This is a genomic window from Bradyrhizobium algeriense (genome assembly GCF_036924595.1).
GTDB classification, from domain to species: Bacteria; Pseudomonadota; Alphaproteobacteria; order Rhizobiales; family Xanthobacteraceae; genus Bradyrhizobium; species Bradyrhizobium algeriense.
This window is the reverse complement of the sequence record NZ_JAZHRV010000001.1, coordinates 7,842,190-7,855,853: the sequence shown is the minus strand read 5'-3', so window position 1 is coordinate 7,855,853 and position 13,664 is coordinate 7,842,190. Positions and strand designations below refer to the sequence as shown.

Annotated in this window: 14 protein-coding genes and 1 pseudogene; 7 read left to right on the top strand and 8 right to left on the bottom strand. The window is 60.2% G+C overall.

Annotated features, from left to right (window positions below):
- Window positions 1-42: 42 nt before the first annotated feature.
- Together ogt and V1286_RS37665 are read right to left on the bottom strand one after the other, a co-directional pair.
- Window positions 43-606, bottom strand: a complete 564-nt coding sequence (gene ogt, locus V1286_RS37670; RefSeq protein ID WP_334489001.1) for a methylated-DNA--[protein]-cysteine S-methyltransferase — start codon at window positions 604-606, stop codon at window positions 43-45.
- A 63-nt stretch (window positions 607-669) separates the two neighbouring features.
- Window positions 670-1,422: a glucose 1-dehydrogenase gene (locus tag V1286_RS37665; RefSeq protein ID WP_334356910.1), complete on the bottom strand. Its 753-nt coding sequence runs from the start codon at window positions 1,420-1,422 to the stop codon at window positions 670-672.
- 148 nt (window positions 1,423-1,570) lie between these two features.
- Between V1286_RS37665 and V1286_RS37660 the strand changes: the two genes are divergently transcribed.
- The gene (locus V1286_RS37660) at window positions 1,571-3,199 is read left to right on the top strand and encodes an AlkA N-terminal domain-containing protein (RefSeq protein WP_334489000.1); all 1,629 of its coding nucleotides are present in this window, start codon (window positions 1,571-1,573) and stop codon (window positions 3,197-3,199) included.
- On the opposite strand, the gene V1286_RS37655 is transcribed toward V1286_RS37660, so the two are convergent.
- The 4 genes from V1286_RS37655 to V1286_RS37640 all read right to left on the bottom strand — a co-directional run bounded on the left by V1286_RS37655 (window position 3,178) and on the right by V1286_RS37640 (window position 6,921).
- A complete protein-coding gene (locus V1286_RS37655; RefSeq protein ID WP_334488997.1) occupies window positions 3,178-3,375 on the bottom strand; it encodes an amidohydrolase family protein in 198 nt (65 codons plus the stop codon). The two genes, V1286_RS37660 and V1286_RS37655, sit on opposite strands and share 22 nt — an antisense overlap.
- A 114-nt stretch (window positions 3,376-3,489) precedes the next feature.
- Complete coding sequence (locus V1286_RS37650; RefSeq protein ID WP_334488994.1) at window positions 3,490-4,272, bottom strand: amidase family protein; 783 nt, start codon at window positions 4,270-4,272, stop codon at window positions 3,490-3,492.
- A 172-nt stretch (window positions 4,273-4,444) separates the two neighbouring features.
- Entirely contained in the window at window positions 4,445-6,154 is a 1,710-nt protein-coding gene (locus tag V1286_RS37645) for an ATP-binding protein (protein ID WP_334488991.1), read from the bottom strand.
- Complete coding sequence (locus tag V1286_RS37640; RefSeq protein WP_334488989.1) at window positions 6,154-6,921, bottom strand: response regulator; 768 nt, start codon at window positions 6,919-6,921, stop codon at window positions 6,154-6,156. The genes V1286_RS37645 and V1286_RS37640 overlap by 1 nt, the downstream gene beginning before the upstream one ends.
- 191 nt (window positions 6,922-7,112) lie before the next feature.
- Between V1286_RS37640 and V1286_RS37635 the strand changes: the two genes are divergently transcribed.
- The 4 genes from V1286_RS37635 to V1286_RS37620 are packed head-to-tail and all read left to right on the top strand — an operon-like array spanning window position 7,113 to window position 10,307.
- Window positions 7,113-7,355 (top strand): hypothetical protein, encoded by a 243-nt coding sequence (locus V1286_RS37635; RefSeq protein WP_334488986.1) that lies wholly within the window; start codon window positions 7,113-7,115, stop codon window positions 7,353-7,355.
- A 50-nt stretch (window positions 7,356-7,405) separates the two neighbouring features.
- Window positions 7,406-8,563, top strand: coding sequence for an ABC transporter permease (locus V1286_RS37630; RefSeq protein ID WP_334488984.1), 1,158 nt, complete (start codon window positions 7,406-7,408; stop codon window positions 8,561-8,563).
- A complete protein-coding gene (locus V1286_RS37625) occupies window positions 8,560-9,303 on the top strand; it encodes an ABC transporter ATP-binding protein (RefSeq protein WP_334488982.1) in 744 nt (247 codons plus the stop codon). Before V1286_RS37630 ends, V1286_RS37625 begins: the two co-directional genes overlap by 4 nt.
- Entirely contained in the window at window positions 9,303-10,307 is a 1,005-nt protein-coding gene (locus V1286_RS37620) for an efflux RND transporter periplasmic adaptor subunit (protein ID WP_334488979.1), read from the top strand. Before V1286_RS37625 ends, V1286_RS37620 begins: the two co-directional genes overlap by 1 nt.
- Window positions 10,308-10,561: 254 nt before the next feature.
- Here the strand turns inward: V1286_RS37620 and V1286_RS37615 are convergent, their stop codons facing one another.
- Entirely contained in the window at window positions 10,562-10,963 is a 402-nt protein-coding gene (locus tag V1286_RS37615; protein ID WP_334356919.1) for a winged helix-turn-helix transcriptional regulator, read from the bottom strand.
- A 106-nt stretch (window positions 10,964-11,069) separates the two neighbouring features.
- On the opposite strand from V1286_RS37615, the gene V1286_RS37610 reads away from it, so the two are divergent.
- On the top strand, window positions 11,070-11,468 hold the full coding sequence (locus V1286_RS37610) for a hypothetical protein (RefSeq protein ID WP_334488976.1): 399 nt from the start codon (window positions 11,070-11,072) through the stop codon (window positions 11,466-11,468).
- A 10-nt stretch (window positions 11,469-11,478) separates the two neighbouring features.
- Entirely contained in the window at window positions 11,479-13,131 is a 1,653-nt protein-coding gene (locus tag V1286_RS37605; RefSeq protein WP_334488975.1) for an amidohydrolase, read from the top strand.
- A gap of 146 nt (window positions 13,132-13,277) precedes the next feature.
- Here V1286_RS37605 and V1286_RS37600 read toward each other — a convergent pair.
- Window positions 13,278-13,655 (bottom strand): annotated as a pseudogene (locus V1286_RS37600) (amidase family protein); the annotation flags it as partial.
- Between the last annotated feature and the right edge of the window lie 9 nt (window positions 13,656-13,664).

Genomic DNA, 13,664 nt, shown 5'->3' with positions numbered 1-13,664 from the left:
TCTGCCTCAATCGCGCGCACATCTCCGTAATAAGCACCAGGATCAAGGCGCGGCCGATCGGGTTGGCAGGAGCACGCCTTCATGCTCGAGCAGCCAGCGCTTGCGCTCGAGCCCGCCGCCGTATCCCGTCAGCGACGAGTCCTTACCGATGACGCGATGGCAGGGAACGACAATGCCAACGGGGTTTGAACCATTTGCCATGCCGACGGCGCGAATGGCGTTCGGGCGGTCGATCTCGGTGGCAAGCAATCCATAGCTTGTCGTCTTCCCGGCAGGGATCTTGCGCAGAGCCGACCAGACTTCTCGCTGAAACGGTGTGCCGCCCGTCTCGACAGAGATTTCATCGATGGCTCTGACATCTCCCGCAAAGTACTTCTCCAAGCTCTGGCGCGCGGCAGATTGGTCAGCCGCTTGAACAAGACGATAGCCACCGACGCCATAATGCAATCGCAGAAGGCGGTGCACGCGATCCTCGAAATTGAGCCAATCGAGGGCTCGCAGGGCGTCACGCTCGTCGGTCACAACGAGCATGTCATCCAGAACTGTCGACACCCGCTCAAGGCGGAGGACGAGGACGTTCGAACCGTTTCTTGCATTCCTAGCCAACGGACTCCCCCTCTCCTTTCCCGTGATACCGACGCTTCCTGTTTCGCGCTCGGATCGGTTCGGCTATTGAGCGACGAAGCCGCCGTCGATGACAAACGGATGGCCGGAAACATAGGATGCAGCTTCGCTCGACAGGAAGAGCACGGTCCTCGCGACTTCGTCCGGCTCTGCAATGCGGCCCGCGGGCATCGCGCCAGTCACGCGTTCTTCAACGCCAGGCATCGAAAACCACCGCTTGACCATTTCCGTGCGCGTTGCGGCCGGACAAATTGCATTCACACGAATGCCCTTCTTTGCGTATTCGAGCGCAGCGGCCTTTGTCAGGCCGAGAAGGCCATGCTTGCTCGCGATGTAAGCCGATTGTCCAGGGCTTGCCACAAGACCGCTGACGGAGGCGGTGTTGATGATCGACCCTCCGCCATTGGCGAGCATCGCCGGGATTTCATATTTCATCGACAGGAAGGCGCCGAGAAGATTGGTCGCGAGCACGTTAACGAAGCCAGCTTCTTCTTCGTCGGCGATCAGCTTGCCCGCACGACCGATGCCGGCGTTGTTGAAGGCGATGTCGAGCCGGCCAAATGTTTCGACCGTGCGCGACACCATGGCGCGGCAGTCATCTTCCTTGGACACATCGGCCTTGATGAACGCAGCCGTGCCGCCCGCATCCTTGATTGCGGCGGCTACTGCCTCGCCCTCCTTTTCCCGGCGGCCAACGATCATTACTTTCGCGCCTTCCCGCGCAAAAAGCTGAGCCGTTGACTGCCCGATGCCGGTGTTGCCACCGGTGACGAGCGCTACTTTGCCTTCCAGAATCATGCTCTCTCTCCAAAATTGAGCCTGCTGCATCGCAAATTGCAGGCTGGTTTTCTCGCAGGAATCGGACCTGGTCGTCGAAAACACCCGGGAGAGGTGATAGAGTCCGGAAACTGCCAGACTTCACTGGAGCGATATGAGATTGAGTCTCATGGATCTTAACCATGACGCCTGTTACCGAGCGATCTCGACCCGGGATGTTCGGTTCGATGGCCGGCTCTTTATCGGCGTTAAGACGACCGGCATCTATTGTCGGCCGATCTGTCCGGCGCGCGTTCCAAAAAAGGAAAACGTAACATTCTATTCGACGGCGGCGTCCGCCCACGAGGCGGGATTTCGTCCGTGCCTTCGATGCCGGCCCGAGGCCGCGCCCGACCTTGCCGCCTGGCAAGGAACATCCAGCACAGTGTCGCGCGCCCTCTCCCTCATCGAGGGAGGGGCTATGGACGATGGAGACGTCGTAGCCCTTGCCGATCGCTTGGGCGTTGGCGAGCGTCAGCTGCGTCGCCTGTTCCGCCGGCATTTGGGGGCATCGCCCATAACCGTAGCCCAAACGCGCCGCGTGCTATTGGCGAAGCAACTGATCCACGAAACCAGCCTCCCGATGACCGAAGTGGCGCTCGCCTCTGGTTTTGGCAGTGTGCGCCGGTTCAATCAGACGTTCCAACAATTGTACGGCCGCGCGCCAAGCGCTTTGCGTCGAAGCAGGGCCCCTGACGTATCCTTGGACGCTGCTGGCAGCGTGACGATCCGCCTGCGTTATCGTCCGCCCTATGACTGGTCGGCCATGCTGGGGTTTCTGCGGCTCCGCAGCATTCCCGGGATTGAGACGGTCGCTGGAGACGCCTATGCCCGCGCCATCGAACTCGACGGAGCGCAAGGGATCATCGTGGTTCGGCCCACCGGCGAGAATGCGCTTGAGGCCATGGTCAGGTTTCCGAAACTGTCAGCGCTTCCCGCTATCATCGCGCGCTTGCGGCGCGTGTTCGATTTGGCTGCTGATCCCGCGGCGATCGAGTCGCATCTCACCAAGGACCCCGCGCTCGCGGCCATGATTAAGGCGCGGCCGGGGCTGCGTGTGCCAGGCGCTTGGGACGGCTTTGAGCTTGCGGTGCGGGCCCTGCTCGGCCAACAAGTTACCGTGACTGCCGGAATCACGCTTGCGGGCAAGCTGGTTGCCGCTCACGGTAAGCCGCTGAAGACGAGGCATGCCGACTTTCCCGAACTGACCCATGTGTTCCCGCGTCCGAAGCGGATTGCGGAATCGGATCTTTCGCATCTTGGAATGCCAAGGAAGCGGATTGCCGCGCTGGCGGCCCTCGCCAATGCCGTTGTCGCCGACCCCAAGATCTTTGGTGCGCGTCGAAGTCTCGACGAAGCGATCGTGCAGCTTCGATCCCTCGCTGGTGTCGGCGAATGGACAGCCCAGTACATCGCGATGCGTGAGCTTCGTGAACCGGATGCCTTTCCGGCAGCAGATATCGGCCTGATGCGCGCGATGGAGGACTCGACGGGGCGGCGCCCAACTCCAACAGAGTTGCTAACGCGCGCGGAGGCTTGGCGGCCATGGCGCGCCTATGCCGCACAGCATCTATGGTCGTCTTGGGCTGATCGAGCCGCCCAGGAACGTAAACCGAAAGGAGGCTCAAGAAAAACGCATGCAAAGGAACTTGTAAGCGAGCTTGAGCCTAGTATCCAATCCGCTGGCGCGATCTTGTCGCCCGAATTTAGCGATGAGGTCCGAAAAGCGCTAGGCGATCAATCCAGTTCCGCGACGTAGAGCGCCTCCTCGTCCATCGCGGCCATCATCGGCATCAGGAGATCGAGCCACTCGAGGAGGCGGCGTTCCGGACCGATCGTGCGGCCGAACACCATGCAGAGATGCGTATGGGCATTGACAAGCCCTGGGAGCACGATCCTGCCGGTGGCATCGACGACGAGATCACAATTCGGCACGGGATCAGCGGTACAACGCTCAACGGCGACGATGTCGCGGCCACGCTCCACATGCGATCTTGCTAGGGTCTTTCCACTCGATCGTGGATTCGGCGGCCCATTCGCGCGAAAAGCTTAAACAGCATGCGAATAGCCTCGCAGCAGCGTCTCCACACTAGACGCAATCTCCAGCAAGCGCCGGTCTGCGTTCCTGCGGCCGATCAGCATCAACCCGGCGGAAAGACCGTCGAGCGATAACGGCAACGAGATCGACGGACAATCGAGCATGTTGGCGACGCGTGGATTGCGAAGTACCAGTCCATTGAACTCATGGAACGCGCTGTCCTCCTCCACCGATGACAGAAACGGCGCACGGATTGGCGTCGTCGGCAGAATGAAAACTTCATTCTCGGTGAAAGACTGTTCAAAGGAACGGATGGCAGCGTGCCGGAGCCGCGCCATGCGCACATAGTCAACAGCGAGGATGCTGGCGCCCGCTTCGATGCGAACGCGGGTTTTCGGATCGACCCCATCGAGCGTCGATATCCCGAGGCTACGCAGCGTCGCACCGACCTTGATGGACGGAAACGTGCCGATCTTGTCGATCCCTGCGACATTATCGAGAGCAGCCTCGATCGATCCATCGTCGATCTGCAAGCCATATGATCGAAGCCGCTCTACGGTACTCTCAAACGCGTTGAGCACTTCGGGCTCGCAGCGATGAAACAGGCGACCGCGGGCCACAATGAGACGGAAGGTGTTGGGAGAGGCTACCCGCGGTCGCGACGGCACGCCTTCCCCCGAAAGCACCTGATCCGCCACGAAGCAGTCCGCGACCCCCAGGGCGATCGGACCGATCGTATCGAGGCTCGTCGACAGCGAGAACTGTCTGGAGACAATATAGTTCTTCTTAAACAATATAGTCCTTCCTAAACAATAATGCTCTTTCAGGCGTCCGAGATCAGGAATCTGTTTGTCTGATGTCTCACCAAGTTTTGGCAGGACAATTGAGTTTTGGCCGAAAAGGGTCTGCAGCGCAGCCTTGGCGGGACGCCTGTGATTCAAGCTCCCAAACTGGGAGCCAGCCGCATCAGCGCGGAGCGTGCGTCAACGGAACAGTAGGCAGTACGGTCACGGGCAGGTTGACCAGTAAAGATTCAAGCGCTGGTTTATACCAACGGCCTGCCGATCCGGTTCGCGGTGACGCCCGGTGAGGCCCACGGCTTGCCGGCAAACTCCTGTGTCGTCTGGTCAGATCGACTAGGCGCTCCGCTTTACTTCGGCGGCGACATGGTCTTCGGCAATACGCTGACCGGAGCACCGCGCACAGCGAAGAAATTCCCGGCGAGGGTCGATCGCTCACCTTACAGCAACTCGGCGGGCAAGACCCGCTATTGGCCGGCTGCTCCTGTGCTGCTCCTCGTTGTGGGCAATCACTCTGGGCATTGAGGACACTTCGCTCGCGCGCAGGTTCGTTCTCATCTGCTCGCGGGATCTGGATTCGAACTATCAAGCCAGTCGGAAGCCGCTGGAGCAGGCTGATCTCACCGCGGTGCCCGCTCACGGCATCGCGCGCAATAGAAAGCCCAAGACCGAAACCATCCCCCGCGAGTGCGCGCGCGTCATCACCCTTGAAAAAAGGTTCGAAGACCTTGGTTCGGAGAGCGGCCGGGATGCCAGGTCCGTCGTCAGATATGTCAATTTCTGCTGTCCCATCGTCACGGGTTCTCAGGTTCACAGTGACGAACGAGCCGTGCTTCACACCGTTCGCAACGATATTGCTGATCGCGCGCGTGAGAGTGGCCGGTCTACACGTCCAAGTGAGCCGACCCGGTCCCTCATAGGAAACGTTATGGCCCACATCGGCGAAATCGGCACAGACAGTTTGCAGAAGGCTGGGCAGATCGACGCGTGACATTACCTCGGATCTTGCGTCATGGCGGAGATAATCCAACGTCTCGTTCAGCATGTGGCTGATTTGCTCGATCTCGCGCAGCATGCTTTCGCGCAAGCTTTGATCGGCAATCCTTTCCGCTCGCAGCCTCAGACGCGTGAGAGGCGTTCTGAGGTCATGACTGATGGCGGCGAGCATGCGCGTTCGATCATCAAGAAGGTTGCGGATACGGATCTGCATCTCATTGAGCGCGTCTGCGACCTGGGCGATCTCACGAGGAGCGGGGCGGTTGACCGCGTGATTGCTATCAGGAGAACGTCCAAATGATTGCGCTGCCGCGACGACGGCGGAGAGCGGCGCAATGATCCACCGGACAGCATAGATTGAAAGGAACAGGACGAAGACCAGAACGGTCGTTAGCGTCAAAGTGGTCGGCGCCAGAAGGAAGCTGTATGCGCTTGTCCCTGGAGATGCTGCAAAGATCAGGGCGGCGCGATCGTCCATTTTCACGACCAGTTGATAAGCGGGACCGGCCGGATATCGGGAGTCGGCGATAACCTCGATATTCTGACTAGATTCCAATTGGTGTGCGATTAGTCCAGACAGCACAGGCAGCTTGGCGTTGGGAGGCGATGCCTCCAGATCGGCCAGAGCCACGTATCTCACGTCGATGCCAGAACGCTGGGTGGCGGCTATGATGACGCCCACCTCAGTTGGACTGGCTGCAGAACGCACAAGCCGGGTAATGTTGGCAATCCGTCCGGCTACAGCCGACGGGCCATCTCTGATGCCAAAGAACAGCAACATGGTGACGGTGAGCACGACCCCGAGCACCACGGAAACTGCGACAATGCTGGTGATTTGCGTTGTGATGCTGCGAGGGATCAGCCGATCCGGAAATTGCATCAGGTTTCCTCTACGTCCGGCGTGAACAGGTAGCCGCCTAGGCGTACCGTCTTGATCAGCATCGGATCTCGCGGATCGACCTCAATCTTCTGGCGAATACGGCTGACGTGAACATCGATGCTCCGTTCGATCGGTCCTGCCAGGCCGCCATGAACCAATTCTAGCAGGCGCTCGCGCGAGAGAACGCGGCCGGGATTTCTACAGAAAGCCAGGAGCAGGTCGAACTCTACGCTAGTCATCGCGATCCTAACCCCTTCGGGGTCTTGTAACTGCCGCGTCGTGGGATTGATCCGCCATCCGGCGAACGCCAACTGTCGCGCGCGGAGGCGCGCGGTCTCGCGCCCGTCTAGCGCGCGGCGCAGGAGCGCGCGGATGCGCGCCACCAACTCCCGCGAATTGAACGGCTTGGCAACATAGTCGTCAGCACCGATTTCCAGGCCGACGATTCGATCGACGTCCTCGCCCCGCGCTGTCACGATGATGATCGGTATTGCGGACGCCGCCCTGAGCCTTCGGCAGATGCTGAGGCCGTCTTCACCTGGCAGCATCACATCCAGTACGACTAGATCGACCGTTTCTCGTGCAAGGAGCGCATCCATCTCCACGGCCGAACCGACGGACAAGGCAACGAACCCGCTCTCCGATAGCACGTCCGTTAGCATCCGCGAGATCTCCGGGTCATCCTCCACGAGCAGGATGTGGGGCCTTGCAGCCGGGTGAGCGGTGTAGGCGGGTGGCACGACTTCGCCGCACTCAAATATCGACATTTCGGCAGACTCCGCAGATAGCCCCATTATCCCAGCGACAATCTCCGACGTCACGGGCTCAAGTATTTATTTTTATTACGGCATCGACGCAAAGAGGCCCCACGGCAACATCTATTAACATGACTTAAACCTGGACGCCTCCGATAGCGCCTATGTGTGCATCGCAACGTTACGCACGGAGGTTGCCGATCATGAGACGAATTCCACTCGTCCTCGCCACAATTGCTGTCGTTCTACCCAATACTGCTGAGGCTCAACCGAAGCAAAGCCCGCAAGCTGAGATGAGCCAAGAGGTCAGACAGATGTGCCGGCAGGAAATCCAAAAAATCTGCCGACCGGGATTTGTGCCGAACCGGGCTGCGATCCAGCGCTGCATTAGTGAAAACAAGGAAAAGCTCCCCAAGCAATGCCTGCCGATCTTCCAGGGCAATTGATGCCCACCGCAGCAGCGCCCTCTTCGCGAGCGACTGAGCGGCGAAAGGCGATGGTCTTAGTCGCAATCAAGATGCTCACTGGAGATCGAGGAAAGTACCTGGGTATGGTACTGGGGCTTGTTTTTACGACCTTCATCATGACTCAGCAGCCGGCGATGTTCTTCGGGCTCGTGAAGAGGAGCTACGGCTTCGTCTCGGACGCGGCACTTGCCGACATCTGGGTGATGGACCCGATGGTGCGCTATATCGACGACATCAAACCGCTGTCGGACACGACCGTCGCACGCGTACGCGGCGTTGAGGGTGTTGGCTGGGCCGTGCCGATCTATAAGGGCACAACACGGGTCCGTCTCGCCGACGGCAATTTCCAGAATTCCGTCCTGATCGGCCTCGACGATACGACATTGATCGGTGGGCCGCCCATCATACTGTCCGGCAAACTCGCTGACCTTCGGCGAGCAGACGGAGTGATCGTGAGCGCTGACGGGGCGAACAACCGCTTTGCTCGCCCAAGTCCACGCTCCAGCGAACCGCCGATTCCACTCATGATCGGTGATGTCATTGAGATGAACGAGCGTCGGGCGGTGGTCGTCGGCATCAGCGAAGCCACCACAACCAACATGGGCGTGCCAACCATCTACACGACTTATTCTCGCGCCAAGTCTTACGTACCGAGCGAGAGGAAAACGCTGTCCTTCGTTTTGGTTAAGGCGAAGGCTGGAACTGAAGTGGGCCTAGTGATCTCCAACATTCGCCATTGGACGGGGCTTGCCGCCGTTACCAGGGAGCAATTCGAGCAGATGACGCTCTGGTACGTCATCCAAAACACGCCCGCGTTCACTCTCTTCGGACTCTCCGCCATCATCGGCTTTGGTGTCGGCGGCCTAATTGCCGGCCAGACCTTCTACAACTTCACACTTGAGAATCTACGCTATTTCGGCGTCATGAAGGCAATGGGTGCGACGAATCGAACGCTCCTCACGATGATCATGGCGCAGGCGCTCGTTGCTGGCGCGATCGGTTACGGTCTCGGCGTGGGTCTCATTTCGCTGTTCAGCCTTGTGATCGGACCCCGATTTCCGTTCGAACTGAGTTGGTCGCTGTTTCTCGTCAGCGCCTGCGGAATCGTTCTTCTATGCGTGATCGCTTCGGGCCTGAGCATGCGCAAAGTCATCCGTCTAGATCCGGCCTCCGTGTTCAAGACATGATCGCTGCAGCTGCAAGACAACATCTCGATGCTGGAGCAAGCGTCGTCTGCACCGACCTCACCAAAGTTTATGGGCAAGGCGCGCAGCAGGTGACCGCGCTACGCGGTGTCGATCTGGAAGTCGCCCGGGGCGAGCTCATCATGCTCGTCGGCCCATCCGGCTGCGGAAAGACGACCTTGATCTCGATTATCGCCGGCCTTCTCGATCATGACGGCGGGCGATGCGTTGTGCTCGGCGAGGATATTGAACGGATGGATCAAACGACCAAGGCCGCATTCAGGCGTCAGTCGCTTGGCTTTGTGTTCCAGGCTTTCAACCTGATTCCTCAACTGACGGCCGCTGAGAACGTCATGATTCCGCTCCTTCTGAACGGGATGAATGAAAGCGACGGCATTGCTAAAGCGCGTCAGGCGTTGGAGCGGGTCGGGCTCGCAGAACGTTCCGAACACTTTCCTTCTCAGCTGTCTGGTGGTCAGCAGCAAAGAGTGGCGATCGCTCGTGCTCTGGTCCACGAGCCGGAACTGGTCGTTTGTGACGAGCCGACCAGCGCGCTCGATCATGCGACCGGGCAACACGTGCTCGAGATCCTGCGCGGCATCGCCACAGGTGAAGGCCGTACTCTCATCGTCGTCACTCACGATCAGCGCATCCTCAGCTTTGCCGACCGGATCGCGCATATGGATGACGGCCGCATTACCCATTTCGAGGAGCCACGGAACGCAGCGGGAGCGACGTCTTGATGAAAAGCCGGCTTACCCTCCCGACACTAGGTGTGCTCGGCATTCTGGGCGGCCTCTGGCTTGTCCTCCAGGCAGGTACACCGCGCCCGGTAGCTCAGCCGATTGTGCAGCCGGCAGCAGCACCCTATCAAAGCTATGTTGCCGGCGGCGGCATGATCGAGGCCAGCACCCGCAACGTCGCTATCAGCACGCCAACCAGCGGGGTGATTGCGAAAGTCAATGTGAAGGTCGGCGACCGCGTGGAGCAGGGCCAGGCGCTATTTCACATCAATGGGCGTGATCTGGAAACCCAGCTTATCACGCGCCAGGCCGCTACGACGCTTGCGAAGATGCAGGTTCGAGAGGCCGAATTGTTGCTCGCTAATGCGCGTCGCCGGTTGGATCAAGCCAAGCCTCTTCACGACAGAAACGTGATTAGCCCGGATGAGTTCGCCGGCCGCGGACACGAGGCAGCGCTTGCGGACGCCAGACTCGCCTCTGCACGAGCCAATGCGGATCTAGCGGCCGCTCAACTGCAGGAAGCCGAAGCGGCGGTCGAGCGCCTCACGGTGCGTGCTCCCGTTGCCGGAGATATCCTTCAGGTGAACGTCGCCCCAGGAGAATATGCCCAGACCGGCACACTCTCCAAACCTCTCATCTTGATGGGAGACACGCAGACGCTCCATGTCCGGATTGATATCGACGAAAATGATGCATGGCGCTTTATTCAGGGCACGCCAGCCAAGGGTTTCCTTCGGGGCAATAGCGCGATCAGCTTCGATTTGCGCTTCGCCTACGTCGAGCCCTTTGTCGTGCCAAAAACTTCCCTAACGGGGCTCAGCGCAGAGCGCGTCGACACGCGCGTACTCCAGGTCATCTACAGCGTCAATAGAGGGGATCTCCCGCTCTATGCCGGCCAACAGGTCGATGTCTACGTCAAAGCCGACGGCCGTGCCGTCGCGCCCAGGCGGGCAGACCCACAATCGGTCGAACATCGCCATCGGCCAACCGTGACCGTTCGATGAGGCAGGTCGGAAGGGAAATACCTTTTTGCCAGCTTTGATCATCCCGTTGATATGGCCGAGTCCTATCGCCCTGGCTGGATTTCGCGTGTAGATCTCTATGGCAGTTCCGAGATCAAGTGCCTGCTCGGCCGAGAGTGCGCCTGAACAACCACCCTTGGGATTACGTCGCGCGCAGGCACCCCCTCGGCGCGATCCTGCCTCGCGCGTGAGAAGATCGGATAGTGATCTTACAACGGGATAATCGGTGATACTGGTCACCGCGCCGTTTCAGACGTGCCACCAGAGCTCCATGATTTGCGGCGGATGCGGGGCGCGCGCCACAACTCTCCCTTTTCGGCGAGAAGCCCGTTGCCCCAATCGGACAAGGGCAGCAGCAGCTGGACGAGTTCGCGCCCACGTTCTGTTAGTGCATAGCGCGTTTCTTTTGCATTGCAATCGTCCGCGCGTCGCACAATCCCGCTGGCCCTCATTTCGGAGAGAACGGTCGCAAGCACCTGCTGGCGAATATTGCCAACCGAAGCACGAACTTCGCCGAAGGTGAGATCGTCGAGGGACAGAAGATAGAGCACGCGCGCCTTCCACTTGCCGGCAACCATCGCGAGCACGGCTTCCACGGGACAGGGGTCGAGCGCCGGACGTTTTCGATGATAGACCATCGGAGCCTCCTAGTCATAATTTTATGTGTCTAGCTCGCCTCTAGTCTATATGTAACCGTTCCCTGCCAAAATGAGAGTACCGCCCGCAGGCGGTGAAGGGGACTCGATGGCGGACAAGATTCTCGGCGGATTGCTGTGGGCCGGTGTGGCCTATTTCTGTTGCATGGCGGCGGCGCATTTCGTCGGCTTCAAGATGCCGCTCCTATTCATCTACTATGATACGCCCCTCTACGCCTATCAGGACAAGATCATCGCTTTCGCGGTCGTGGCCTATATCTGCCTTTTTTATTCCGCCGCGCGCATACCGGATGTCGTGCCTGCGGCGCTCGCGGCCCTCTGGATCACGGTGATCGGCCTCTGCCTCGTCAATCTGTCAGACGCGCTGCGCATCGTTCTTGCAGGCAAGGGCACGACCGCCTATTGGCTGCAGACGTCGCTACTCGGCGTCTACACACTAACACTAACCCTTTGCTGGCGACGGGCGAAATCGCAGCCTGCGACCTGAGTCCGTGACAATGCAAGCCGCAGCCGATCTTATTCTCGAAAACGCGAAGATCTACACGGTCGACACGGGCAATCCCTGGGCCGAAGAAGTCGCGGTCCGCAAAGGTAAGATCATCTATGTGGGGTCGGCTGGCGGCGCGCACGCGCTCCGCAACGCCCAAACACGGGTTATCGACGCAAAGGGCCGCATGGTCCTGCCGGGCCTGGGCGACGTGCACAATCACCATACGCGCGGCGGCCAGCTTGACCTGTTCGAACTCTCGTTTCCCGCGAGCGCGACTTTCGACCAGATCATCGCGCTCGTTGGCGAACGCGCGGAGCGGCTCGGCTCGGACGAGTGGATTTGCGGCGGCATCTGGAGCAGCGAACTCATTCCGCGCCTGCGTACCTCCGAGGCGCGTGCCGCGCTCGATGCCGCGAGCGGCGGGCGTCCGGTGATGCTGCGCGACGATAGCCTGCACAATCGTTGGGTGAACAGCCGCGCGATCGAACTAATGGGTTTGACAGCCGCTACACCTGATCCGGAACTCGGACGTATCGAACGCGATCCCAAGAACGGCGCTCCAGTGGGTCTGCTTCTGGAAAAGTCGTCTGCGCTGGCGGAACGGGCTGCCCTTGTGTCAATCGCTGATCCGATCGCCCGAGAAACAGCCTCGACGAAGCGGGCAGTCGAAATCCTCAACGGATACGGCGTCACCGCCTATCAGGACGCTAATACCACGCTCACCATGTTGCAGGCACTGGCCGGACTCGACCGGCGCGGCGAACTCAACGCTTGGTGCGTTGGATCGCTGCCGGTTTTCGACACTTTGACCGGCACGGAATTTTTCGGCGAGGCGTTGATCTCGCGAAGCGAGCAATATCGCACGCCGCATGTGCGGCCGGATTTTCTCAAGCTGTTCATGGACGGCGTGCCGATGACGCGCACTGCCGCCATGCTCGAAGCCTATCTGCCCGACGAGCATGGTCGCGCAACGGTCTGCCATTCCTTTCTGCGCCTGCCCGATGTTGTGCACTGGCTCGTGCGCGCCGAGACGCTCGGGAAAGGAGTGAAGGTCCATTGCGCGGGCGACGCCGCCGTGCGCGACATTCTCGACGCCGTCGAAATCGTGCGGCGGATGCGTGGCCCGGGACCCGTGCACCATATCGCTCATGCGAGCTTCATCGATCCCGCCGATATTTCGCGATTCGCGGAACTGAATGTTGTTGCCGACCTCTGCCCCGCGATTTGGTTTCCTTGCGCCATCACGGTCGCCAATGCGGCGGTGATCGACGCCGGCCGAGCCGAACGCTACTGGCCAAACCGCGATCTGCACGCGACGGGCGCCTTGCTGGCAGCGGGCTCCGACTGGCCGGTTGTGGGTCTGCCCGACCCTTGGTTCGGTCTCGAGGGCCTGGTCACGCGGTGCAATCCGAAGCGACTGCATCCCGGCGCGCTCTGGCCGGAACAGGCGCTCGATCTCGAAACCGCGCTGGAAGTCTATACGCGCAATCCGGCGCGTGCGATGGGTCTCGGCCATGTAACCGGCTCGATCGAAATTGGTAAGTCCGCCGACATGGTTGTCCTGGAACGCAATCTCTTCGAGATCGAACCCGGTCGCATTTCAAAAACGCGCGTGCTCGCAACCTTCTTCGAAGGACGCCTCGTCCACGGCGAGATCTGAGGGCGGCTTGAGCAACAGCTCAGGCAGTTAAACCGGGAAATCGAACGACCGGCGGATGCGATTGCAAAAGGACATGGCGATCCATCCGATGACGAGCCTCCCGGAGCGCGCCTGCGGTCTCGGGGGTTGCCCGGCGTGCCGTCGTGGGGATTCGTGCCGAGCGCGGAAAAGGCAAACTCGGTCGTCTGTGCCTTGCCGACGATGATAGCACCCGCCTCGCGCAACCGCCTGACAACTTCAGCGTCCTCAACGGCGGGCGGCAGACGGCGCAGCACGGCGGAGCCCGAGCTCGTCACCGTTCCAGCGACATCGAACAGTGCTTTCACCGAAACGATACGGCCATCAAGCGGGCCGCGCGTCGCACCGGCGGCGGCACACCGATCCGCGGCCTCAGCCTCGCGCCGGGCGCTTTCCGCGAACACGGCGGTGAAGGCCTTTTCAGCCTCCGGCGAACGAATTCGCGTCAGCGCCGCTTCCAGCCGCGCAACGGCCGACGGCTGTGATCTGTCAGATGAGGCTGTCATTTGGTGCCG